The sequence below is a fragment of the Mesorhizobium caraganae genome, from assembly GCF_016836705.1.
Taxonomy (GTDB): Bacteria; Pseudomonadota; Alphaproteobacteria; order Rhizobiales; family Rhizobiaceae; genus Mesorhizobium; species Mesorhizobium caraganae.
Map to the genome: position 1 here is coordinate 28,452 of NZ_JAFCGY010000031.1, position 21,752 is coordinate 50,203.

Annotated in this window: 30 protein-coding genes and 1 pseudogene; 17 read left to right on the forward strand and 14 right to left on the reverse strand. The window is 59.2% G+C overall.

Features of this window, described 5'->3' with window-relative positions; genetic code table 11:
• The first annotated feature begins 108 nt into the window (after positions 1–108).
• A complete protein-coding gene (locus JQK88_RS29675) occupies positions 109–2,088 on the forward strand; it encodes a putative bifunctional diguanylate cyclase/phosphodiesterase (RefSeq protein WP_203280300.1) in 1,980 nt (659 codons plus the stop codon).
• Positions 2,089–2,347: 259 nt separating this feature from the next.
• On the opposite strand, the gene JQK88_RS29680 is transcribed toward JQK88_RS29675, so the two are convergent.
• Positions 2,348–2,509 carry a hypothetical protein gene (locus JQK88_RS29680; RefSeq protein WP_203280301.1) on the reverse strand — a complete coding sequence of 54 codons (162 nt, stop codon included), beginning with the start codon at positions 2,507–2,509 and terminating at the stop codon, positions 2,348–2,350.
• A 432-nt stretch (positions 2,510–2,941) separates the two neighbouring features.
• Between JQK88_RS29680 and JQK88_RS29685 the strand changes: the two genes are divergently transcribed.
• Positions 2,942–3,244, forward strand: a complete 303-nt coding sequence (locus JQK88_RS29685; protein WP_203280302.1) for a hypothetical protein — start codon at positions 2,942–2,944, stop codon at positions 3,242–3,244.
• A 66-nt stretch (positions 3,245–3,310) separates the two neighbouring features.
• Here the strand turns inward: JQK88_RS29685 and JQK88_RS37595 are convergent, their stop codons facing one another.
• The 8 genes and pseudogenes from JQK88_RS37595 to JQK88_RS29720 all read right to left on the reverse strand — a co-directional run bounded on the left by JQK88_RS37595 (position 3,311) and on the right by JQK88_RS29720 (position 9,537).
• Entirely contained in the window at positions 3,311–3,664 is a 354-nt protein-coding gene (locus JQK88_RS37595) for an AMP-binding enzyme (RefSeq protein WP_376740473.1), read from the reverse strand.
• A gap of 146 nt (positions 3,665–3,810) precedes the next feature.
• A pseudogene (locus tag JQK88_RS37600) lies at positions 3,811–4,534 on the reverse strand (ANL family adenylate-forming protein); the annotation flags it as partial.
• Positions 4,535–4,677: 143 nt separating this feature from the next.
• Positions 4,678–4,881, reverse strand: coding sequence for a hypothetical protein (locus JQK88_RS29695; protein WP_203280303.1), 204 nt, complete (start codon positions 4,879–4,881; stop codon positions 4,678–4,680).
• A 907-nt stretch (positions 4,882–5,788) separates the two neighbouring features.
• Positions 5,789–6,094 (reverse strand): hypothetical protein, encoded by a 306-nt coding sequence (locus JQK88_RS29700; protein WP_203280304.1) that lies wholly within the window; start codon positions 6,092–6,094, stop codon positions 5,789–5,791.
• Positions 6,095–6,519: 425 nt separating this feature from the next.
• A complete protein-coding gene (locus tag JQK88_RS29705) occupies positions 6,520–6,810 on the reverse strand; it encodes a hypothetical protein (protein ID WP_203280305.1) in 291 nt (96 codons plus the stop codon).
• A 140-nt stretch (positions 6,811–6,950) separates the two neighbouring features.
• Positions 6,951–7,661: a pentapeptide repeat-containing protein gene (locus JQK88_RS29710; protein WP_192252586.1), complete on the reverse strand. Its 711-nt coding sequence runs from the start codon at positions 7,659–7,661 to the stop codon at positions 6,951–6,953.
• Entirely contained in the window at positions 7,658–8,017 is a 360-nt protein-coding gene (locus tag JQK88_RS29715) for a hypothetical protein (RefSeq protein WP_203280306.1), read from the reverse strand. Before JQK88_RS29715 ends, JQK88_RS29710 begins: the two co-directional genes overlap by 4 nt.
• 254 nt (positions 8,018–8,271) lie before the next feature.
• Complete coding sequence (locus JQK88_RS29720; RefSeq protein ID WP_192252579.1) at positions 8,272–9,537, reverse strand: flavin-containing monooxygenase; 1,266 nt, start codon at positions 9,535–9,537, stop codon at positions 8,272–8,274.
• Between the two features lie 370 nt (positions 9,538–9,907).
• Here JQK88_RS29720 and JQK88_RS29725 point away from each other — a divergent pair, with 370 nt between their 5' ends.
• From JQK88_RS29725 to JQK88_RS29750, 6 genes are all read left to right on the forward strand, one after another.
• Positions 9,908–11,122, forward strand: coding sequence for a tyrosine-type recombinase/integrase (locus tag JQK88_RS29725; RefSeq protein ID WP_203280307.1), 1,215 nt, complete (start codon positions 9,908–9,910; stop codon positions 11,120–11,122).
• Positions 11,115–11,555, forward strand: a complete 441-nt coding sequence (locus JQK88_RS29730) for a hypothetical protein (RefSeq protein ID WP_192252576.1) — start codon at positions 11,115–11,117, stop codon at positions 11,553–11,555. The genes JQK88_RS29725 and JQK88_RS29730 overlap by 8 nt, the downstream gene beginning before the upstream one ends.
• A gap of 121 nt (positions 11,556–11,676) precedes the next feature.
• On the forward strand, positions 11,677–11,880 hold the full coding sequence (locus tag JQK88_RS29735; protein ID WP_192252573.1) for a helix-turn-helix transcriptional regulator: 204 nt from the start codon (positions 11,677–11,679) through the stop codon (positions 11,878–11,880).
• Positions 11,881–12,255, forward strand: a complete 375-nt coding sequence (locus JQK88_RS29740; protein WP_203280308.1) for a hypothetical protein — start codon at positions 11,881–11,883, stop codon at positions 12,253–12,255.
• Complete coding sequence (locus tag JQK88_RS29745; protein WP_192252567.1) at positions 12,255–12,446, forward strand: hypothetical protein; 192 nt, start codon at positions 12,255–12,257, stop codon at positions 12,444–12,446. Before JQK88_RS29740 ends, JQK88_RS29745 begins: the two co-directional genes overlap by 1 nt.
• Before the next feature lie 116 nt (positions 12,447–12,562).
• Positions 12,563–13,180, forward strand: a complete 618-nt coding sequence (locus tag JQK88_RS29750) for a helix-turn-helix domain-containing protein (protein ID WP_203280309.1) — start codon at positions 12,563–12,565, stop codon at positions 13,178–13,180.
• A 14-nt stretch (positions 13,181–13,194) separates the two neighbouring features.
• On the opposite strand, the gene JQK88_RS29755 is transcribed toward JQK88_RS29750, so the two are convergent.
• Positions 13,195–13,449, reverse strand: a complete 255-nt coding sequence (locus tag JQK88_RS29755) for a hypothetical protein (RefSeq protein WP_192252563.1) — start codon at positions 13,447–13,449, stop codon at positions 13,195–13,197.
• 383 nt (positions 13,450–13,832) lie between these two features.
• Here JQK88_RS29755 and JQK88_RS29760 point away from each other — a divergent pair, with 383 nt between their 5' ends.
• The 6 genes from JQK88_RS29760 to JQK88_RS29785 all read left to right on the forward strand — a co-directional run bounded on the left by JQK88_RS29760 (position 13,833) and on the right by JQK88_RS29785 (position 17,363).
• Positions 13,833–14,147, forward strand: a complete 315-nt coding sequence (locus JQK88_RS29760) for a hypothetical protein (RefSeq protein WP_203280310.1) — start codon at positions 13,833–13,835, stop codon at positions 14,145–14,147.
• A gap of 74 nt (positions 14,148–14,221) precedes the next feature.
• On the forward strand, positions 14,222–14,455 hold the full coding sequence (locus tag JQK88_RS29765; RefSeq protein ID WP_203280311.1) for a hypothetical protein: 234 nt from the start codon (positions 14,222–14,224) through the stop codon (positions 14,453–14,455).
• Positions 14,456–14,544: 89 nt separating this feature from the next.
• Positions 14,545–15,720 (forward strand): hypothetical protein, encoded by a 1,176-nt coding sequence (locus tag JQK88_RS29770; RefSeq protein WP_203280312.1) that lies wholly within the window; start codon positions 14,545–14,547, stop codon positions 15,718–15,720.
• 63 nt (positions 15,721–15,783) lie between these two features.
• Positions 15,784–15,999, forward strand: a complete 216-nt coding sequence (locus tag JQK88_RS29775; RefSeq protein WP_203280313.1) for a hypothetical protein — start codon at positions 15,784–15,786, stop codon at positions 15,997–15,999.
• A 70-nt stretch (positions 16,000–16,069) separates the two neighbouring features.
• Positions 16,070–16,537: a DUF3102 domain-containing protein gene (locus JQK88_RS29780; RefSeq protein ID WP_203280314.1), complete on the forward strand. Its 468-nt coding sequence runs from the start codon at positions 16,070–16,072 to the stop codon at positions 16,535–16,537.
• A 544-nt stretch (positions 16,538–17,081) separates the two neighbouring features.
• On the forward strand, positions 17,082–17,363 hold the full coding sequence (locus tag JQK88_RS29785) for a hypothetical protein (protein WP_192252550.1): 282 nt from the start codon (positions 17,082–17,084) through the stop codon (positions 17,361–17,363).
• Positions 17,364–17,526: 163 nt separating this feature from the next.
• On the opposite strand, the gene JQK88_RS29790 is transcribed toward JQK88_RS29785, so the two are convergent.
• On the reverse strand, positions 17,527–17,733 hold the full coding sequence (locus JQK88_RS29790; RefSeq protein ID WP_246501593.1) for a hypothetical protein: 207 nt from the start codon (positions 17,731–17,733) through the stop codon (positions 17,527–17,529).
• 105 nt (positions 17,734–17,838) lie between these two features.
• Here JQK88_RS29790 and JQK88_RS29795 point away from each other — a divergent pair, with 105 nt between their 5' ends.
• The gene (locus tag JQK88_RS29795; RefSeq protein WP_376740474.1) at positions 17,839–18,582 is read left to right on the forward strand and encodes an ATP-dependent DNA ligase; all 744 of its coding nucleotides are present in this window, start codon (positions 17,839–17,841) and stop codon (positions 18,580–18,582) included.
• Between the two features lie 340 nt (positions 18,583–18,922).
• Here JQK88_RS29795 and JQK88_RS29800 read toward each other — a convergent pair whose 3' ends face one another.
• Positions 18,923–19,219 (reverse strand): hypothetical protein, encoded by a 297-nt coding sequence (locus JQK88_RS29800; RefSeq protein WP_203280315.1) that lies wholly within the window; start codon positions 19,217–19,219, stop codon positions 18,923–18,925.
• Between the two features lie 150 nt (positions 19,220–19,369).
• Here JQK88_RS29800 and JQK88_RS29805 point away from each other — a divergent pair, with 150 nt between their 5' ends.
• Together JQK88_RS29805 and JQK88_RS29810 are read left to right on the forward strand one after the other, a co-directional pair.
• Complete coding sequence (locus tag JQK88_RS29805; protein WP_192252544.1) at positions 19,370–19,636, forward strand: hypothetical protein; 267 nt, start codon at positions 19,370–19,372, stop codon at positions 19,634–19,636.
• A 131-nt stretch (positions 19,637–19,767) separates the two neighbouring features.
• The gene (locus JQK88_RS29810) at positions 19,768–19,989 is read left to right on the forward strand and encodes a DUF768 domain-containing protein (protein WP_192252542.1); all 222 of its coding nucleotides are present in this window, start codon (positions 19,768–19,770) and stop codon (positions 19,987–19,989) included.
• A gap of 325 nt (positions 19,990–20,314) precedes the next feature.
• Here the strand turns inward: JQK88_RS29810 and JQK88_RS29815 are convergent, their stop codons facing one another.
• Positions 20,315–20,578: a hypothetical protein gene (locus JQK88_RS29815; RefSeq protein WP_192252540.1), complete on the reverse strand. Its 264-nt coding sequence runs from the start codon at positions 20,576–20,578 to the stop codon at positions 20,315–20,317.
• A 462-nt stretch (positions 20,579–21,040) separates the two neighbouring features.
• The gene (locus tag JQK88_RS29820; protein ID WP_192252538.1) at positions 21,041–21,331 is read right to left on the reverse strand and encodes a hypothetical protein; all 291 of its coding nucleotides are present in this window, start codon (positions 21,329–21,331) and stop codon (positions 21,041–21,043) included.
• Positions 21,332–21,752: the final 421 nt, after the last annotated feature.

Consider the following 21,752-nt stretch of genomic DNA (forward strand, 5'->3'; position numbering starts at 1 on the left):
CGGTTAGCGACATCCGACTTTTCTTGCGGACAGTGGTGCCTTCATTCTCCGACGGCAGGCAACCTCGGCTATTGCATTCGCTACCGCAGATCGCAGAGGAGCGTTGCAATGCAACTGAGCGAGGACGTTGCCCAGAAGGTGGCGGTTGCGATTGCACGCCCGCGCTGGCATTCGGCCGATCCGGAACTCCTGGCGCTGTTCCTGCAGAAAGATGCCGATGAAAATCGCAGTCTCGTGCGATGGGGTATTGCGGCTGCTGTACTCAGCTATGTGGCCTATGGCCTCTTCGATTGGTTTCTTTTTCCGGATATAGCCGATCGGCTTGTTTTGACCCGCGTTGTGCTGGGGATCACGTCCCTGGCGCTTGTCGAATTTGTCGCCCGACGGGGCTTCGCCCTTGCCACCTTGCACCTTGTAGCAGCGCTGGCGATTGTATCCGGTGCCCTTGGATGGCTCGTCTCCGCTCTTGGAACAGAGCATCAGGATGCCCTCTCCCATTTCATGGTTTTTGGCACCGTGTTTATCCTGGGTGCGAATTTGTTCTTCAACTTCCGGTTTTGGCTTTCGGCCATTGCCTCCGCGACGGTCGCCGCAAGCTTTGTGTGCGCCGCGCTGTTCTTCCTCCAGGCCGACATAGTGGGCCGAGTCGTGCTGTCGGCGTATTTCGTGAATTGTCTGGTGTTGTCGCTGTATCTTTCCTGGCGACTTAGCTTGGAGCGGTACCAGACTTTCCTGCACGCACTTCGGGCACAGATTCAGGAGCAGGCTGCTATCAGGAAGGGGCAGAAGCTAACCGAAATCGCGGACACCGATCCGCTCACGGGAATGAAAAACCGGAGAGCGATCATTCGAGAGTTCTCGGAGCTGCGCGAAGACTGGGCCGCGGACGACGACGAGATAGGCCTCATTCTGATCGACGTCGACTACTTCAAAAGGTTCAATGACGGACTTGGTCATCAAGCCGGCGACGATTGTCTGATCAAACTCGCCCAGGTCCTTTCCGAAATAGCGGCTTCGAACAACGCCGTCGCGGCACGCTATGGCGGAGAAGAATTCGTCATTCTCTGCAAGGTCACCGGACGGGCTCACCTTCACGAAATAACGCAGCAATTTTGTCGCGCTGTGGAGGACTTGGACATCTATCACCCTGATCGGGGTGACAAGCTCAACATTGTCACGATCAGTGCCGGGGCCTCGTTGACGCGTGCCGATCAGAGCGTAGAACTTAGAATCCTGCTGCAGGAAGCTGACCGCGCACTCTACGCGTCCAAGTTTGCAGGTCGGGCTACGTTCACAATTTACGACCCGCACGCCACCGGCCGGGATCGCTCCGGCGAAAATCTTTCAGAACTGCTGAAGCTGGCAGTTTCCAACCAGCTCGTTTCTGTCGCCTACCAGCCAATTTGCGACTTGGCGTCTGGACGGGTGCTGGGCCACGAGACGCTGATGCGGGTATGTGACTTCGACGGTACCATGATCAGTCCGTCCGTATTCATACCCGTTGCCGAGCAAACTGGCGCGATAGTGGAACTGGGTACGTGGCTGGTCGATCGAGCCTGCGGTGACATGGCCGAATACGGATTGGGCTCGGTCGTGACCGTGAACGTATCTGTTTTTCAGCTCAAGGTTCCTAACTTTTCACTCCGGATCACCGAAATCCTTGGACGGCACGGCCTCGCGCCACAGAAACTGGCCATCGAAATCACCGAAGGCAGTGACATCTTTCTGGAGGCGCAAGCGGTAAGAAACGTGGAGCGGCTGCGAAAATTGGGCGTTCAGATCTGGCTGGATGACTTCGGAACGGGATTTGCTGGCCTTACATGGCTCCGCCGTTTCAAATTCGACGTGGTCAAGATCGACCGCAGCTTCCTCCACGATTGCCAGACGTCTCATGGCCTTAGCCTGTTGAGGGACATGGTCGGACTGCTTCGCAATCTCGGCCATGTCGTGCTGGCCGAGGGCGTTGAAACGGAAGAGCAGTACATATTGCTGCAGCGCCTGGGGGTAGATTTGATGCAGGGCTTCCTCACCGGGCATCCGGTCCCGATCGAAGAGGTAAACCAAATCAGGCAAGGCCTCGTTGCCTAGAGCGTTTCCCCCTCTCACAGAAACGGCGAACCGCTCGTTTCGCAGTTTCCGGGACGGAAAGTAGCTGCCAATGGAAGATTGGCGAGCATCGTTCAAGCGGAAAGCAAACTGGCGGAGAGAGCGCTCGCTGGGTTGCGGTCGGGCCACTCGCGCCCGTAACCCGGCTTCGAGCCGAGATAGCCGATCGCATTGTTCACTGACATGGAAATGCCCAGCGCGGTGGCCGGGCTGTCCAAAGTACTCCGAACCGGAATAGTTTTCAGTTAACGTTCGGCGGCGTGTAGCCCTCCCACCGCGATAGGCGGGTCTTGATGTCGAAGCGGAACGCCTCGAAGTTGGTGCCGGTGATGACCTTGTTTTTGCCAGCGATCAGCCGATAAAGCTCGTTGTTCTCGACATCGTCGACAGGGTGGGATCGCACCACCCGCAGCCATAGCGATCGTGCTCGATCGCAAACGTCCTTGACCGGTTCATTTCTTCCTCCCGTCAGTCTCCGTGCTGCTCGAGGTTTTCATCGCACACGCGATCTCGCCCGGGCCGCCCAGGCTCGGTCGGTGCGCTCAACTTGCTCCTGATCTGTCATCCCGTCAATGTCATCGCATCCATGATTGCTTGGCTTGCCTTCATCTCCTCGATCGCCGCCGTTGGCGCCATGGTGCTGCATTGAAAGAAAACTCGCCGGGCGAGGAACCCCAATTCCCTCAAGCCCGGCGAAAGTTTACTTCCTGATCCCCGATCAGGACCGGTGGGAGGAAGAGCACCGGCAATCTATGCAGCGCAAAACCGGTGCCAGCATTTTGGTCCCGAAACGAGACAGGCTAACGCGAGCCATGCGAGACAGCGAACTAACCAAGTGCCCTGGCCGCGGCTGGTCTGGCTGGGCGGAAGTGCAGGCGAATACGAGATCGATCGCACCTGGTGGCAGGCCAAGGTGTTGCACTTCCCCAAACTCAATGTGTCGGTCTGGTTCGATGGCTCGCAGATGGTCGGACTTGAGCACTGGGGATATCGCGAGCCGAAATGGTGCATGCGCTTGCCGCCGGCCGACTGGCAGCCGATGCCGGCCGGCTACAGGCAGGAGTCCGAGCAGGCTTGGCTACGGTGGCACGCGGGCACAGGCAAGCGCCAGGACGCGCGGACGGCTTCGGCGCTGTAGGACAGCGGCCAGCCTAAACGCGCTGGCGAGGCATTGGCCGGCTGAAATTTATCGAGCCTCTGATGCCTACCCTGTTGATGCTTCCGGTTTCAGAAGGCGCTCCGCCAACTTCTTCAACACCACCCGATCAACCTTATCCGTGGCGCTGAGGGGCATCTCATCCAGTAAAAAAACGCTCTCCGGTGCCTTATAGCCAACGCTGGCGCGAGCGAAATGGATAAGCTCCTGCGGGGCTGGCTGCGCGGCGCCTGGCTTGAAAGTTACGAACGCGTGGACATTTTCGCCATGGACGGTGTCAGGGACCCGACAACTCCGGCGATTGCCACTGCGGGATGCCGCATAAGCGCTTCCTCGACGTCCTGCGGGCTGATGTTCGAGCCATCGTGTACGATGATCTGTTTTCGCCGCCCGCAGAACCAAAGGTATCCGTCCTCGTCTATCTTCATCACATCGCCGGTGTCCAGCCAGCCATCCCTGATGGTGGCACGCGTTGCATCTGCATCACCCCAATAGCCGACCATGTTGCAAGGCGAATTGATCCAAAGGCGCCCCTGAGCGCCGGGAGGCAGTTCATTGCCGTTATCGTCGCGGATGGATATCTGGTAGCCGACAATCTGACGCCCGATCGAACCCGCTTTGTTGAGCCCGTCAGGAGGGTTGATCGTGGCAACTCCAATTTCAGACATGCCGTACAGCTCATTGACGGACAAGCCGCTGAGCGCAGTAACTTCGAGCGCCAGCTCGAGCGGCATTTTATCGCCGCCGGCACAGAGCAGTCTGAATGACGAAAAGTCTTCGCGCCTGGCATTCTTCGCCCGAACCAACCCGAAGAGGACCGAGGGCAAAGCGATGAGTATGGTTGGACGATGCTCGCGCAGCATCAACAGGGAGCCCGGGTCCATCGAAGCTTGGCGGGACGACGACACCAGCGCCGGCTGCGAGTCCCATGAGAGCGTCCAGGAGCGCTCCGATGTGCGACATGGATCCGCTCAGCAGAACGATGTCGTCTGCCGCAGTTTGGCAGCCCTGTGCGAAGCTGGCAATCATACTGCCCAGACTTTCGAAACTATGGGCTACGCCCTTTGCCGGGCCGGTACTGCCCGAAGTGAAAAAGATAACTGCAGGATCAGTAGGCGCAGGCATAGGCGAATTTTCGGGCGCGATCGGGCTCTCCAAGAGCGTCGCGAAGTTTGAATGGCGATCGTGCTCGGAGCCGTAGTTGATGACCCCAAGTGGCAAGTCACGCGCGACATTGGAAGCGATGTCTTCCTGTCGGTCAACATGGGCCAATAGTGCCCGAGCGCCCCCACAGGGCGGCCATCAGCAGGCAAGCGGCCATGCCGATCATCTCGCGCTGCCTGTAGCGCCAGACCCGCGCTGGCGAGCATCGCAGCGGTGACGGCGGCGATGTAGAGGGCTGGCGCTAGGCGTCCCTATTGCGACCTCTGTCTCTTGGCTTGTGCGGCAATAGCGCAGAGGAAAGCCAGTGCGGCAGCATCGCATGCCGTCCGCGACGGTCCTTTGGCGAAGAGCACGGCGTCCGCAATTGGGATCGTAAGGCCGTACTTTTTGGCGAAAGAGGTGATTTCGTACGGCTGATCGTCAGACGGAGGGCGGATGTCGAATTCGAAATCCATGTGTCTAGTTCCTCCCAGTTCGCGACCCTTCCACTCCTTGGCCTGATGCAAAATTAAACTACCGACGCATCGCGCGAGTCCAGCAATTGGAAATTGAGTAAAACGATGCACTTTCCTGTCGCGCCAACATTGGCAGACGGTCGGCATAAATGCGCGCTGGCGCGGCTACTGCGGCCCAGCGGTCAGGGGCGGGGGGCTTGGGGTTTGACCGCCGGGCCTAACCGGCAAATGGGTGCCGGCTGGCGAGAGATCATACGCCGATATAACGTATTGTAGAATGGGGCTCCCTCCGTTCTGCACGCAAGCCGGTTCCCCCGACGGGAGCGCTTTACGATTTCGGCAAGGTAGCGGGGGAAATCCTGCTATAATCCCGCATGGCCGTCCGAATAGTGGCTGTCTTGGCGCTTCTTTTCGCCTTCGCCTACGGATTCGCAAAACTGGTGGAACGTTATGGCGGAGTTGGCGATCGGCCCTCTGCGTGTGAGCAATTGTCTGATTGCCCCGACCCGAACGCGCCGCCTCCTGAACGTGGGGCTTAAGCCTTACTGAGTCTCACCCCTGAGAGGGCAAGTTACAGTCGATGGCGGCCCGGTGCCGTAGATGGGCGGGCCGTTGGTGACGGTCGACGCCGAGCATGTGCGCCTGGTGGAAAGCTACGTGCCGCCGAAAAGAAAAGCGCCGCTTGTCGACAATCCAACTCGAAAATGACCAAGTTCTCCGACCTGGCCACGTTACGCGCATCGACGGCGATAAGGTGACCATCAGTCTGCGGCCGGTTAGCTCCATATGCTGGCCGATGACAGCCTTCGATGTCGAATCCACAGCCGAATGCGGGAAGGCATCGTCACGCTTATGCGATCGGGTGTCACCCCGCCGCGCACAACGGCGGTGACGGCGACCTCGTCGCCTACTTTGATATTACCCCGAGCCATGCCGATGATTCTGGTGCGGCCGGCGCCTCAACAAGGGCGCCGATGTAAAGGGGATCACGTGTCTCGGCACCGAGGCCATGATATCCATATTGCGCCTTGCAGCTTGGGCACCGGTATGGATGGCCAGCAATCCCAACATCCTGTACGATCTTGAGAAACAGGCCCTTCGCCTCGCAAACGGGGCAGTAGGGCAACCCTGATGCCTTGCCATCTTTCGCTTGGTGGCGAAATCCGTTGTGATCAATGAGGTTTTCAGCTCGGTATTTGACCAGTGCCGTCATCTGAGTGTCTTTCTCGTGCACGAGCCGAGCTTGGCATCGGCAAGGGCTTCAGTTAGTTCGGCAACCTTCAGCTTCAACGTCGCCTGATCGATCTGCGCATCGATCGCCTTGATCTCCTTGACGATCGATAGCGCTGACCCGACGGCCGCAAAATTGTCCCCGGTGTGTCCATTGGCGCCCTTCTAGAAAACCGGGGGCAAATCACCATCGCAGCGCCGGCACAAGACTCGCCAGGCGCGTGAAGCGTCCTCATCTGTTCGGCCGATGTGCCGGGCAAAGGAAGGCGCCAAATTGCAGATGTGATCCTCCCCGGGTCACACCGCCGAACAGCCCCGTCAGCTAGTCCCTAAGTGGGCTGTTCCAAGAGCCCCACCGGCTGATTCCGGTGGGGCATCTTGCTATCCAGGCCTCAGCCAGGCGGCGCGTCAATATTTGATTTTTCTCGATCCCATAGGGCCAAGCCCATCCGACACACGTCTCGCGACGTCCCTGACCAAATGATGGATCGCACTCGGCTCATGCGTCGCGTATGCCGTGAAGAATTCCATCGACTGTGCGACCCGATAAATCTCGCGGAAGTTCTGGGACATCAGCTCGTCATTGTCGTCGAACGGATTCAACATGACATGTTCCATTCGCTCTACGACGTCCGGGAACCTCGCGACGTAGGCTTTTAGGAATTCCTCGATCTGTTCGTCGCGGAAATGCTTGCCCATAGTCTCCTCACGAAAAGGCGCTAGCGAAACAGCCTACAGGCGCCCATGCCGGCCATCAGGAGGCATGCAGCCATCCCCAAGCTTACCCCCGCAAGGGCGCGCTTGACGATTTCAGCCCCGGCAGCGACACGGCGCCGAGCCTATGGCTCGCTACAGGGCCAATCTTCAGGCCTCGTCAAGCCGGAAGGCAACTCGGTCCGGGCGTCTCCGCAAGCCATGTTGAGCTGCCACTGGGATAGACCCGCCGAATTGGAAAGATCGAGGCCCTCGATACGGGTCAGAAAGAAAAAAGCGCGGTCAAAGTCTATCGGCGCGGTGAACGTCGCTCCTCGGAAGTCCGCCCGCGCGAGATTGGCAAACGAAAAGCGGCTGCCGCTGATATCGGCGTCATGGAACTGCGCTCGCCCCAATTCCGCCTTTGTGAAATCAACATTGGTCAGATTGGCGCCCTCGAAATTCGAGCGCTGCACTTCCGCGCCCGTAAACACAGCGCCCTGCGCGTCCATATGGCTGAAGTCGGTCCTGTAGGCCTCGATTTTGTCGAACCGGACGCCTTTGGCGGTCGAGTCGGCCAAGGAAGCACGCACAAGCGTTGCCTTCTCAAAATTTGCCGCAAGGAGATTGCTGTTCCTGAGGTCGGTCGAAGTGAAATCAACACCGATCAGGTTCGCCCCGCTCAGGTCCTGTCCTTTTAGGATGAGAAGCTTTTTGTCACAGTCCTGCCAATCGACGCCAGGCGTCGCGGCTGCGTCGCAATTTTGAGCGGCAGCGGCGTTCTGCCAAGCAAATACAATGCAAACCGCTAGAACCAAGCCGGATGTGCCGTAAGCTCTGGTTCGTCTCAAAGTCATTGTTGCTGGACCTCTGCTGCTCGCCGACAATCAACCTTACCACATCTGCGGAAACTCGAAAGCGACGGCATTTTGCCCGCTAATCCCGCTAGTCCCCACCGCCAAATGAAAAGCCCGCCACCGTTGAGGCAGCGGGCTAAAATGGTGGGCGTCGGACCTATTGAATGTAAGAGCCCGGGCGGGTAGCGCTCAGGGCCGTAGTGCGACGGCGAGACGAGCATGAAATCGTCTTGAGTGCGCACAGGGATCATTCCGAAGTTGTTGCGGTAAGCGTGGTCGAACGGCAGAACGATCATGTCGTTGCTCGGCTCGATCGCTGCTGATAGAGGGTCGAGCACGGCGTTTGGATTTATCATAGCCCGCTCCTCACCAGCACTTCCTGCGACTCCAGATCGTCGGGCCACATGCTATGTCGAGAACGTTTTCTTCGGCACTGGGCCGCGCTCGACCTACGAGGTCGGCTGCCCATTTCGATGTAATCGCCGGCACCAGGTATCTTTCGTAAAGTTCCGGCGCACTGCCATCGAGTTGCCAATGGTGTCGATCAATCATCGCGAGACCCATTCCAGCCCTTGACCAGCCTTATGGCGTCGATAACCGCCGATTTCTTCTAGATATGCCCATTCGTATAGACTGTTGGCCGATCGGTCCGAGCTAATATCTGGCCGACAAATCGACGCGCTTCGTCTTCAACCGCCATAACGGTCCCTGACCGGCGCGTGGACGCAAAGTCGAGCCCGGCGAAATAGATTCCGGGAACCGAGGCAACGCCATCTTCGTGGACCGGCTGGCCTCGCTCGTCGAGAACACCCGGTACATCGATCCAGCTGAAATCGCCGTCAAAGCCTGTACACCAGACAACCGCTGAAATGTTCCGCTCGATGAGGTCCAGCGAGAGGATGGGACGCCTGGGCAGTCGCGGGGTGACCGCCTCCGCCTCCTCCTCAACGGGTGCGGGGGCATCGAGACCGCTGTGCTGGATAAATTCATCGATACGATTTTTGAATTGCGCGGAAATCTCGTCGCCGAACCGAATGTTTTCGAGAACGTCGTCGGCGAAGACAGGCTGGCCGTTCTCCACTCCGACAAATCGTCCGAGCAGCACGACTCCCTGGGCGCTGAGAGACTGCAGACTTATCGTGTGCAACGCACCAATCAAGGGCCTGCCGGCAACGCGGCCGGAGGAATCGACGAAATCCTTGCGCGGCGCGTCGACCAATCCGGTCTTCACCATCCACACGACAATGTCGTGCCCGCGATAGCGTCGCGGCAGACGGCCAGTATGGCCCGTCGCAAGATAGGTCTCCCTGCCCGCCAGGATCAGATCTTCGGCGATCTGGCAGCCCGACTGTGCGCTGCCGACGACAAGGACGGCTCCGGCGGGAAGGTCGCCGGCATTACGGTAGCCGGAGGCATCGAGCTGCACTGGCCCGCCCGTCAACGTGGAGGCGGACGCCGGTCGACGTGGGCGGTTCAAGCTACCGCTAGCGACAACCACGTTTTTTGCCCGCCACGTCCGCTCCGGCGTCACGACGCGAAATATCCCGTTACTTGAATCCAGTTTTGTGACCGAGACGTCGGTGCGAACTGGAAGTCTGTTACGTTGCGCATAGTCTTCGAGCAGCGCAACGAACTCCATCTGCGTCATAAACCCTTCCGGGTCCGGGCCGTCGTAACGATCGCCGGGCATCACACTGTACATGTTGGGAAGATTGAAGTGGAACGAGTCCCAACGCTGGGTCCGCCACGTTTCGCCGATTCGCCTGCGTTCAAAGACGCAATGCCGCATATCGGATTGGGCAAGCATATAACTGACGCCGAGGCCAGCCCATCCGGCACCCACAACCACGGCGTCCAGAACGTCCATTTCGTCCATGGCCGCCCCCTTCCCACAGGTACACCATATTACAGAAGCCGGGAAAACGGACAAGCAAAACGGACATCGGATGGTAGTCCACGACCGCTGACTCGGTCGAACATGACCACGTCGGACAGGCACACTGGCCGCCGATCGAAGATCGACCCGAGCATTGAACCGGAATTTTCCCATGGGAACGAGATTCCCGCAGGGAGTTCAAGCGGAAAGCAATCTGGCGGAGAGGGAGACCGCCAGACGATTGATTTTGCTGACTTTATTGTCAGGCGACCCCTTGCTTTTCCTAATCCCCATGCAAATATCCCAGAACATATTGCACGTTAATGACTTCGCTGGCAACCATGTCGATTAGGAAATCCGTTAGGAAAATATGGCGCGCCACAAGCTACGCGATACGCAGATAAAGGGCCTGCCGGCCGGTCGGCATGGCGATGGCGACGGTCTGTGGCTGTATGTCCAAAAGTCTGGAACGCGCAGTTGGGTGTTCATCTGCATTCGCCAGGGCGTGCGTCGCGAATTTGGTCTCGGCTCTTATGGCAATGCATCGGGGAAGATCAGTCTGGCCGATGCGCGCAGCAGGGCCGACGAGGCGCGGGAGATCATCAAGCACGGTGGCGATCCAACGAAAGAGATGGCGCATCGCCGGAGAACGATAAAGCTGCGCACCTTTGGCGAGTGCGCCGACGAGTTGCTGACCTCGAAAGAGAACACCTTCCGCAACGCGAAGCATGCCGCGCAATGGAAGATGACGCTAGCCGAATATGCGCAGCCGCTGCGCAAGATCCCCGTTGGCGACGTCACGACGGATGATGTGGTTCGGGTGCTTCGACCTCTCTGGGCGGAAAAACAAGAAACAGCCTCGCGCTTGCGCGGCCGCATCGAGAAGGTGCTCGACTATGCCAAGGCCGTCGGGCTGCGGTCGGGCGAAAACCCAGCACGGTGGAAAGGTCATCTCGACCATATCCTGCCGGCCCGCCAGCGGCTCGCCAGAGGCCACCATGCAGCGATGGCCTATGCAGACGTCCCGGCCTTCATGGGGCGGCTTGTAGGCGTCGACGGCTTTGGCGCCAGGGCGCTCGAGCTCTGCATTCTGACGGCGACACGGTCGGGCGAAGTGCTGAATGCGCAGTGGCCCGAATTCGATCTTTCGAAGGCCCTGTGGACGATTCCGGCCGAGCGAATGAAAGCCGGTGTCGAACATGTCGTCCCGCTCTCAGCGCGCGCGCTAACTGTGCTGCAGGGCCTAAAGGAAAAGCGGCTTTCGGACTATGTATTCCCGGGCGCCGCGCCGAAAAAGCCTCTGTCCAACATGGCGATGACCGCCGTCATGCGTCGGATGAACAAAGGCGAGTTCACCGTGCACGGCTTCCGGTCGAGTTTCCGGGACTGGTGCGGCGATGCGACAAACTTTCCGCGAGACGTCGCCGAAATGGCGTTAGCGCACAAGGTAGGCGACGAGGTCGAGCAAGCCTATCGCCGCGGCTCTGCGTTGGCGAAGCGACGCAAGTTGATGGATGCCTGGTCAGCCTATGTGTCGACGACCAAGGGCGCTGCCAACGTCGTAGCGATGAAACGCCATGTCTGATCTTCCTGAAGCTGCTGATCCCCAGTCGGCCCTGGCTCTTTCCAAAGAACTTGAATTCATGGAAGTGATTTGGACGAAAGACGGCGACATCTCCGCCATGAGGAATGCTATCTGGCTTTGCTATAAGCTTGACCGGACACTTCCCAAATGGGCTGCGTCCGCGGTGCTGCAGATGCAGTCAATCTATCATGGAAAACGCGGGCGGCGCGGATCGCCCGACGCTGTCACAGAAGCGGTAAAAAACGACTTTCAACGCTGGGGTATGGTGGATGCCATTCTGGGCCTCAACGGTGGACGAGCCAAACCACTGACGCTCAAGTCCGCATGCGAGCATGTCGCTAACAGTGTGCTCAAGTCGCAGAACGTGACGCCGCGCGCCGTCGAAGACAGCTACCGGCGAGTAAAACGCAAATATGGCAACACGCTAAAATAGCCGATTTGATTGTAGGGACGCGTCTGCGTCTCATGGTCTAGATGGTTGGCCACAACGTCAACGGCGACGACGGTGGTGACCAATGGTCCCACCTCGCCGCACAAGCGAAAGGTGGCAGACCATGGACAGCGACGCTGTTCTGATTTCGATCAAAGAAGCGGCTCGGATTACCAGCCTCTCCAGGACAAGCATCAATGAGAAGCGCGCGGCCGGCCTATTTCCCAAGCCGGTTGCTTTAGGCGACAAGCGCATCGCCTTCGTCCGCGCGGAGGTCGTGGCGTGGATTAACGAGCGCATCGCGGCCAGTCGGTCGGAGGCCGCATAGATGGCCACCACTGTCGAAATTCCATCCGCCGGCCCAAACGCCTCGATCATTGAGATCCACGATGCCATCGCCACGCGCTTGCAATCGATCGCTGACGTGCTCCAAGCGGAGCACAAGTGGTTCGATCACCTTGTCGCCTTCAGCCGTAAAATCGACGGCGGAGAAGAGTCGATTGCCTTCGAACTCAAAAATGGCTGGATCGACGAGGAAACGGCCGAGCACAGGCGCACCGAAGATAACCTCACGATCCTGAAGGCGAAGGTCGACAAGCACCTCCACAACATGTCGACGGCCGGTGTGATCCTCGCCGATGCAGCCGAGACAATCCGCGGAATCGTGGAACTCGGGAAGCGGGCAACGGAGGAGGGCGCCTGATGCAAGAAGATCGCGAACCCGACTTCCTTATCCAGGAAGCCGCCCGCTACATCGTCGAAGTCCCGCGCCAGCAGCGAGGCCCAGCCATTCCGGAACTTCGCCGCCGTTTTGGCCTCGACCCCAAGGCAGCTTGCGTGGCGGTGAGGCTGGCCAACGCGGTCAGGGCAGGAGGCGCCGATGCGACCACCTGATACGCGAAACCCGGCCGTTGGGGACGACCGGGCTTGCGGGACATTGTGCAGGGCTGGTAAGCCTCTAATCCCGCCAGATTATTCCGCCTCCGAAACGATTGCAAGCGGTGGCGCCGGTGCCCAAGCCTGAGCGCAGACGCCTGCCTTGGGAGAAAGAGCTCATCGAGCTCACAAAGTTCGATTGGCTGACCGCCGTTGGGCTTTCCCACGACCACAAACATAGTCCGCTACAGTTGCGCATCGCGATCGGAGTTATGCAGCACGCCGACCCGGAAACAAAGGTTGCCTGGCCATCTCAACAAACGCTCGCGCAGTACGCCGGCGTAGGGGACCAAAGGCAGGTGCGCAGGGCGATCCTGGCCATGTGCGATTCGGGCGCCATCAGTAGAGGCAGAATATCTCAACTGGATGAGGAGAGCCGAGAGAAGGTGACGCGGCACAAACGTGGCGTCGCCTATCGGCTGAATATGTACTGGGCTTTCGAGGTGCTGGAAGCTTCTACAAAGCCGCTTCCGGCCGAACCCATGCAACTGAAAAAGGCGCACATTGACCGGACTACGGCAGTCCTATCTGACCGGACTACAGCAGTCCGCCATACACAGGACTACGGCAGTCCGCCTTATAAGGAGGGAACCTTAGAGATAAGCGAAAAGAAGGCAGGGAACGAAGAAGGCTCAGCGTCTACGCGCGAGACCCCTGCCAGCGCCTATAGCGTTGCATCGAGGGGCGGCTAATGACTTCGATCCCGCTACAGTTGCGACTCCCGGAGCCTGTAATCCGGCGGTTCAGACCGCACCGGACCGCGGTATCGAACCGACGGGCGCACGTCCACCTCCACCGCAGTCGCATCGAGCAAATCCGCCAACGCTTCCTCGACCTTGTCGGCCGCAGCCGCGGTCATATCCATGTGGAAAAGCACTCGGTGCGTCAGCATCGCGACCTTGGCATCGCGAAAGAGCGCTGTGTGCCTGAGCGGCGTGGTGTCGAAATCTCCGATGAGCATGAAAGTAAAACAGCTGCGCCGGTGGTTGGTTCCGATGCAACCCCGTCGGGGGGGAATGTTGGTCTGCCCGCGTATAGGCCCTGGACCGCTCGCCGATCCAAAGCGCGCAAGTTTGCAAATTGATGTTTCCGCTCGCTCAATCTGCAAGCCACATTGGCCATCCCAGAATTTTAATCTGGCTTTTTGCGTATTTTCCGTCGGGAGCCGGTACGCGGCCGACACTAGGCGCGCCAGCATGTACCCCCACCATGGGGGCGGGCATCGACGCTCTGAAGGCGTTCGAAAGCTAGACCGCTCCCCATCGTTTCCTTTCGCTAAAGCGGTAGAAAAAAGGTTCGGCCGTAAGAAAATCTCGCCACAATTGGCGATGGGCCGGTGACGCCATGGGCGCCCGTGCCGTTGCCAATCTCTCCGAAGCCGAGGCCGAGCTCCAACGGGCTTCGTGGGGCGAAGCACAAGGACGTAGGCGCGAGCGCGAGAAGGCCAAGGAATCGGTTTTTGGTTTGAGCCTCAACCCCGAACTCGTCGCTGCGTCGGTCCTGGCGCGATATCCGGATGTCGACAGCACAAACCAAAAGACGTGTGAGGGTGCGCTGTCGGTGATCGTCACCGAACACCTGGTTTCGATAGTCCGCTCATCTCGCGAGCCGGCGCTACGGGAACGCGAACTCCTGGCCGCGCTAAGACGAAAAAAATAGTCATGCATGACGGGTCAGGCCGGACTCAGGCGGGTAACAATCGCACCAGTCCCGAACCACGGAGCCCCAGAAAAATGCTCGCCCGCCTCGCGTCGAAACCTTCCGAACCTGATTTTGAGAAACTGCTCGTTGTCCCCCAGCGTCCGGCCGCCATCGCGAAAGCGGAGGAAGGCCTTCGAAAGGCGGTTTCCGCCCGCGAGGCCGGGCAAGAGCAGCACGTCGCAGCAGGCCGGCGTCTGTCAGCGCAGCAGCTTGGACGGGTGCCGGCGGTGCAGCGACTGGTGCCGATTGGGCCAATGCCTACCTGACGCTCGCGGCTGCTTTCACGGCAGCGGCAGCGGGCGACACGATATTTGTTTCCGAGGATCACGCAGAATCCCAAACCGGCACCATTACGATGACATCGGCGGGGTCGGCGACGGCACCGCTGACAGTCCTGTGCGTGAACCACTCCGGCACCGTGCCGCCTGTATCGGCCGATTTGCGCACGACTGCGACGGTCACCACAACCGGGAGCGGTCAGCCAATTATCCTGAGCGGCAGCAGTTCGCGGACGATCATCGAAGGCGTAACTTTCTCAGCGGGCGTTGGTGGCAATGCGATCGTCTCGATGTGTGGCGCATCGTCCATGGGCGTGAAACTGAAGAATTGTGCGCTACGGCTCGGCGCATCTGTTTCCAACAGCGGGAACATATCCTTTGGCAATGCCAGCTCCCTCGGTTGCTTCGTGGAGCTTGAAAACACAACCATGCAATTCACCAATACAGGTCAAAACATCAGAATCGCAGCCGATTTCATCTGGAAGGACACGCCGTCTGCGATAACTGGCGCGACCATTCCGACCGGCCTCATCAGGCAGGTGTCTACCTGTGGCGCAAAGATCGACCTCCGGGGAGTCGATCTCAGCGCGCTGGGCTCGGGAAAGACGATCATAGAGGCCACTTCAGGCCCGCCTACGGCCAACGTGATCACCCTCACGGATTGCAAGATCGATGCCGCTGTCACAGTGGCCGCGACACCGATTGCACCGGGCGCCTCGCAAGTCGATGTCCTCCGCGTTGCCGGCGATGCGACAAACTACCGGCAGGCAAGATATCAATTTGCCGGCACGCTGACCGAGGAGACCACGATCGTTCGAAGCGGTGGCGCTTCGAACGGCACGACGCCGCTATCTTGGAAGATTGTGACGACCGCCAACTCGACCTGGCCTTTTCCATTTACTTCGCTGCCGATCGCCATCTGGAACGATACGACGGGGTCATCTGTTACCGCGACGATCGAGGGCATTTGGGGCGGCGGTGCGGTTCCGAACAATGACGACATCTGGATCGAGGCGGAATACTTGGGCAGTAGTTCGTCTCCGCAAGCCTCGTTCGTCAACGACAGCAAGACTGATTCACTAGCCGCCAACGCAGGCCACACCTCGAGCTCAGAGACATGGGGCGGCAGCACCACCAAGTTCAAGATGGCCGTGTCATTCACGCCGCAGCAAAAGGGCTGGGTGATGATCCGGGTAAAGGCCGCCAAAGCCTCCTCGACCTTCTACATCGATCCGAAGGTGACCCTAAGCTAACCGGCCCCTTTCCTACGGAATTGGCATCGGGCATGATCGTCAGCATGGCAGGGGGAAACAGCCATGCTGAAGCCGAGACGAAAGCCGCATAAGGTCTATCCGAACGCCGATCGTTACGGGGAGGATGGCCGTCGCATGTACAGCGCCTACGATGCGGCGACGGCCACGCGACGACATGGACGCCGAGGCTGGGTGAAGCGCATCCGGCTCGCTGCGATAGTCCTGGCGTTGGTAGCAGCGGCGCTCGTCGTCATCGTCATGAGTGCATTGCCGCACTGAGACCGGCCGAGCTTGCCTATAAGTCGAGACTTATGCAATATCCGCCACGTTCTCCACGGTGAGGCGCGGCATGCTGGCAAGGACACCCTTCACCGAAGTCGAGATCGAAGGCGTCGGCACCTATCGGCTGCCAAACCAATGGCAGAGCCAGCGGCTGGGGCGCCTTCGCGGCGAGAAGCGCCATACCGCTGTGCTGGCGATCGGTTGCGGTATGACGGTGCGCCAGTTCAACAAGCTCCTGCCCGACAAACAGCAGGAGGTGCACAAGGCCTACTTGGCGTTGATGTCGCCGAGCAATGTCGTGCCGCCGGCAGATCCCGAGCCGGCCGATACTCGAGCAATTCCCCGCGGCCACCTATCGATCGATCAGAAGATAGCGATCGGCCGCTGGCTTCTGCGCAACAAGGCGTCATTGCCCCATGGTCATTTCGGGCCTTGGCTCGACAAGCAGGAAGGCCTTTCCCGCGGTATGGCTTCGCAATGCATGCGGCTGGCCACAGGCGGGCGCCAGGACGCGCGGCAAGGTTCTGCGCTGTAGGACATCGGTCAGCCACAACGCGCGCTGGTGAGGCTCCCATGCAAGTGGGGCTAAGGTCTTTGACCATGGCGCAAAGGTCTGATGCGCCAGACAGCCTGGAACAACTACGCACTCTGAAGGTTGGAATGCGCCGGGTGTCCAACGGCCCGAGCAAACCAGGCCCGCCGCTGCCGTGAATGGAGCGGCGGGTTGTTGTCGCAGCAGCGAGGGGTAGCGGCAATGCCGAGCGGGGTTTTAGTTCCGGTTACCGTGACAATCGACGGGGTCAAGAAGACATTCCCGTCGCTCACAGATTTGGCACTCCATGTAGGTTCAAATCCGAGTGCGCCGGTTGCTTGGCGTAGTCGCAACCCCGACCGACCAATTCAGGACTGGGTGGATAAGCAACTCGTGCGTAAAGTCAGCAGGGCAAACGATCACGGATGACCCCCTCGCATGGCCCATATTGGATCAGTCACTTGGCACCGCAATTGCATGGAGCAGAATGTGTTGGGGGGTGAGGGGCCGCCACTTCATCGCGAAACGACGGAACGGGGTAAAGCAAATGCGGATGCTCGTCAGGCCTGCCAAACGGGAAGGAACTTCTCGAACCATCTTCGATCGACCGTTGATTGATGGCGATGTCAAACCTGGAACAGGCGGCCCGGTGATAACGATCGAAGCCGAGGGCATTTACTCGGATGATTCGAAATACCGATACCAGATTGAAATTACGCTTGGTGAACTTGAGGCACTTATCGAAAGCAGCGGCCCGGCACTTGGGGCGGGTAGGCCAGTAAGCACCGGGCCTAACCGGCAGGGGCATCAAGATGGCGGCGCCGGCTGATGGGAGATATACGCGCCCGCTAGTACAGGCGGAACACAACCAAATGAACGAATGACGCCACAAAAGGGTGGAAAGCCCCTTGGCATTTGATGATGCCCCAAGCGGGCACCGCGCGGCATTGGGGCAGCGGCCGGTGGAAACGCGTTCAGGCGGCTTCCTTGGCCTAACTATTTGATGCTGGGGACGGCGGTTTCACCATCACGCGCAATTGCATCTGGTCGATAGTTGCGACGATGGCAGCCGCCAATGCTTCCGCCTCGTCCATGAGCCCCGGCCCATAGAGACCATTGACCATCTCTTCGCTCGGCAGCACGCCAGGCGGCAGTGATCCTCGATTGTGCGCCGGATGAGCGTCAGCGCTGCCCGGCATTCGTCGGCTTCGATCTTCATAACCATTGAAACATGCAATTCGTCTCAAATGTTCCGGAACTATTTAAGCGCATGCTAATTGAATCCGCCGGGTGTGGGTCAGCGCATGCGTTTGAAGTTCGTCGAGCCGTTGATGCCGAACCTTGTGGAGAAGCCTCCCGAGGGCGAGGACTGGATTCACGAAGTGAAGTTCGACGGCTACCGTTCCCAGATGATCATCGACGAGGACGGGACGCGGATCTACACCCGCCGTGGGCTCGACTGGACGTCGAAATACCGTGATCTAGCCGCGGCCGGATCTGCGCTTGATGTCGAGAGCGCCATTATCGACGGCGAGATCATCGTCCTGAATGAGGCTGGCCTGTCCGACTTCGGCGAGTTGCGCAAGGCGATCACCCGCCGGCAGCATGACCTGTATTTCGTGGCGTTCGATCTTCTCCACCTAAACGGCCACGATCTGCGGGACATGCCGCTGGAGGACCGTCGCGAGATCCTGGCCGAGATGATCCCGAAAGGCAGTCGCATCCAATTCAGCGAAGCTCTGCCGGGCACCGGCGCCGCGGTCTTTCACCTCGTCGACCAAGCCGGGCTCGAAGGCGTCGTGTCGAAACGCAAGGACAGTCGGTATCGAAGCGGAACGTCGACCAACTGGCTGAAGGCGAAATGCTATGCGATCGGCGAGTTCGATCTTCTCGGCATAGAGCGCGAGGCTGGGAAACCTGCCTTTGCGCTGATGGCTGATCGTAAGACTGGCCAGTATGTCGGAAGCGCTTTCATCAACTCGAGCCGCGCCATCCGTGAGCGGCTAAGCGTGTCCAGGAGCATGCCGGACCGGCGCCCAGAGGCATGAAGCGGCCGGCAACGCAGTGGGTCAAGCCGGGCCTGATTGGTCGTGTGAAGCATCTCCGCGGCGAGGATGACCTGCGCCATGCTTCGCTGCAGGATTTTCGGGAAGAGGATTAGCTATGCCGGGCGCCGTTCTTTCACTCCGCTCTGGGCATATTTGTCAGTTCTTCGGCATTTGGGGTGGTACAAGTTGGACGTACGGCGTCGTCGGCTCTTTATCAGAGCGAATGCGGCTCGGGGCTGGCTTCCCGTGTTTGCCGAGCGACCTAATGTATTGATAGAGCGATTTCATATCGCTCTCCTCCATCGCTCGAAGATTGTACCAGGGCATCGGTGGAGACGTCCTAATGCGCTTCAGCATCCCTACGAATCCACTCTCGGTCATTGCCGAAGCATCTATCCGAAGATTGGTCGCATAGGTCGTGCCCCAGGGACCGCGCCAGCCAACCGAGCTGCCCCATTAATGCCTTTTCAGGATCAATCTTGCCTTCTGATTCGCTGTAGCCTTCGGTATGGCAATCGTGACAACCGCCCATGATTGATACCTGCAACCCTCGTTCCACCGATACTTCGCCTTCAGCGAAAGGAGCAACTGGCATCGTGAGGCCGGCTGATAGGAAATACAGGCTTGTGACACGCATCCTTCCCTCCCATGCGTTCCGCTAAGCATATATGAGCCAACGTCCGAAGGCGACGGCCGCGTCCACCTTTGCGGTCTGAGCGCATGCAGGTCAGTTTTGGTGAGGAACAAAGTCCGCTCTTGCGAGGTTAACATATTAGCGGAGGCTGATATGCTTGCGGCTGTAGATGCGGTGTTGGCTGCCAGGAATAACGACGCGGAAATTCTTGGGGTGCTTGATCTCACCAACCAAACGGAAGCCAAGTTCGGTGCCACTCACCTCGGGGACGCCATCCAGTTCGTCGCCAATGCGTCGGTGCTTGGATATGACGTCCACGCAGCGATGGTCTTCTATGGCGAACCGGGAACGCCAAGCCTGAGGGCAAAAGACTGCGAGCAGTTGTGGGCGCAATATGGTGCTGCCCTGCTTCAGCCATAGGGGCGCCCGTCAGGCTGAGCTCTTTGCCGGCGGGAAGACCGAGCCTAATCAGCGACCAGCTGGAAGCGGAGCTTGATGATGCTGCGGTCCGGCCGCTTGGAACCTAACGTCTGCTTCCGGCTTATGGCCGAATGAGCATACGCGGCACGAACTTCCTTCATAAGTGGATTTCGGCCAACGTCCCCGAGACCGTCGGCGCCGATATCATCTCCGTTGCCGAGCTCACTCAAAAACTCTTCGCTGACGCAAAGGCAATAGGCATCAGCAGCACCGAGATTGAGGAAGACACTGGCAGCGTTTATGAGGCCATCCTCGATGCGATCGTGCACCACGATGCCGGCTTAGCTGAGTGAAGCAATCCATGACCCGCCGCGGGAATTGACTCGCTAATCCTGGTCGAAAGCGTACAATCCCCCTGTCGCTCGATCTGCACGGCAACGAGCGCTTGAAAGAGTAGATCACGCTTTCGCCCTATAGGGAGATGCGAGATGCCCTTTCGCGGAATAGCTGACGAAGTCCAATTAGCGACCCTCACCAGAATTCTGGACGATTATTGCGAGCAAGCCGGGATTGAAGGCACGCACCCGGCGCGGGAGCATTTGGCACGCCGCCTGATCGCTCTTTTCAGCGGCGGCATCGATAGTCCAGACGACCTAAGGATGGCGCTGCACGCTTTCGCTACGGACTCGAAACCCGGCGCTGCCCAACCGTAGGCGGCTTTACCGGCCCTGTCATGTTCGGCTGGATGAACGGCGCCCGCTTGCCAGTGATGGTCTCGATCGACTTCAGCAGCGGTCCGTGGACCTCAAGAAGCGCTTGGTAGTGCTCGCTGTGGTACGCCAGGAGGGGACCGACGATGCTCTTGTGCAGCGCTCCGGCTGCCGCCAGGAAGCGCTCGATTTCGGCCTGTGAAAGCTCTTTGGAAGGTTTGGTTCTGGCCATGGTAGCGAACTCCGTTTGAGGGATCGCCGCAACGAGGATTATATTCCTCGAACTTCATGATGCGGGCAAGCGGAAACTCAAAGGGCCTGTGCCGCGGACCGCTCGCTGGCGGGGTTAGTAGCGGCCCAGCGGCCAAGGGCGGGGGGCTGGGGGTTTTGACCACTGGGCCTAGCCGGCGAAGGAGGGGTGCCGGCTGTCGAATTATACGCCTCAACCATGCAGTCTGGCGAGGCTCCAGGCACCGCGCTATACCGGCCGCATGGGCAAAGGCTGGACGTTCCAATCGCTGATCGACGCGACAATGACGGTGACGGCGCATTGCGACCGTTCGCCATGCAACCACAACTAGGCGCTCGACCTGGTGAAGCTTCGCGATCGCGGCCAAGTCGAGGGCCATGACGCCCACCAAGGCGCGCACGTCTCCCTGCGAGGCCGCCAACTGAGGCCGCGCGGCTAATAGCGCTACTTCAATTGAAGAACGATCGAGCCCTCAGAGACTGCGGGTGCGCCGACGCCAGTGTTGGACGCGTTCTCCTTGATCCAGTCTCTCGCTTTCTGGAGGCTTTCATCCGTGCCGGCCTTGTTACTGCAGACCGTAACGGAAATGCCGCCATCTGCCGTGCGGATGAGCGAGTAACTCACAAATCCCTTCACCGACCTTATGAGGCTCTCAACGTCCGTCTTGCGCTTCTCCAGCACGTCGAAAAGCTCTTTCGCTCCCTTGCCAGAATAGGTTCTTACGATTGCGTGCATGCCCATTCCTCCCTTTGGCCATCCACCCGCGATAATTATACTCCCCTCGCCGGTGATTTCCAAATCTAGGTGGTCCCGCGCCCCCGGCTTTGGTCCGGTCGCGCCGGCAATGGCGGATGACCTTGAGCCAAGCTGCGCTGCACCAAATGCGGCGGCAGGAAGGTGGGGCTTATCTACGCGCCGGACTCCGACAAGGTCGTCGGCATGGGCAAGGGCCACCACGCGAAGGCGAAGGGCGGCAGGTAGAAAACGCGCGCTGGCGGGCTATTGGCGTGTAGGGATTGATTTTTGTTAACTCGACCACAGTTCACCTATTTACAAGGCGTACTAAACATTCTGCCGGCAAGATGGGTATGGTCATGGATTGGCAACGTGCCGTTCATCAGGGTGTCTACCCTGTCGCGTTCGCCGCGAAGCTAAC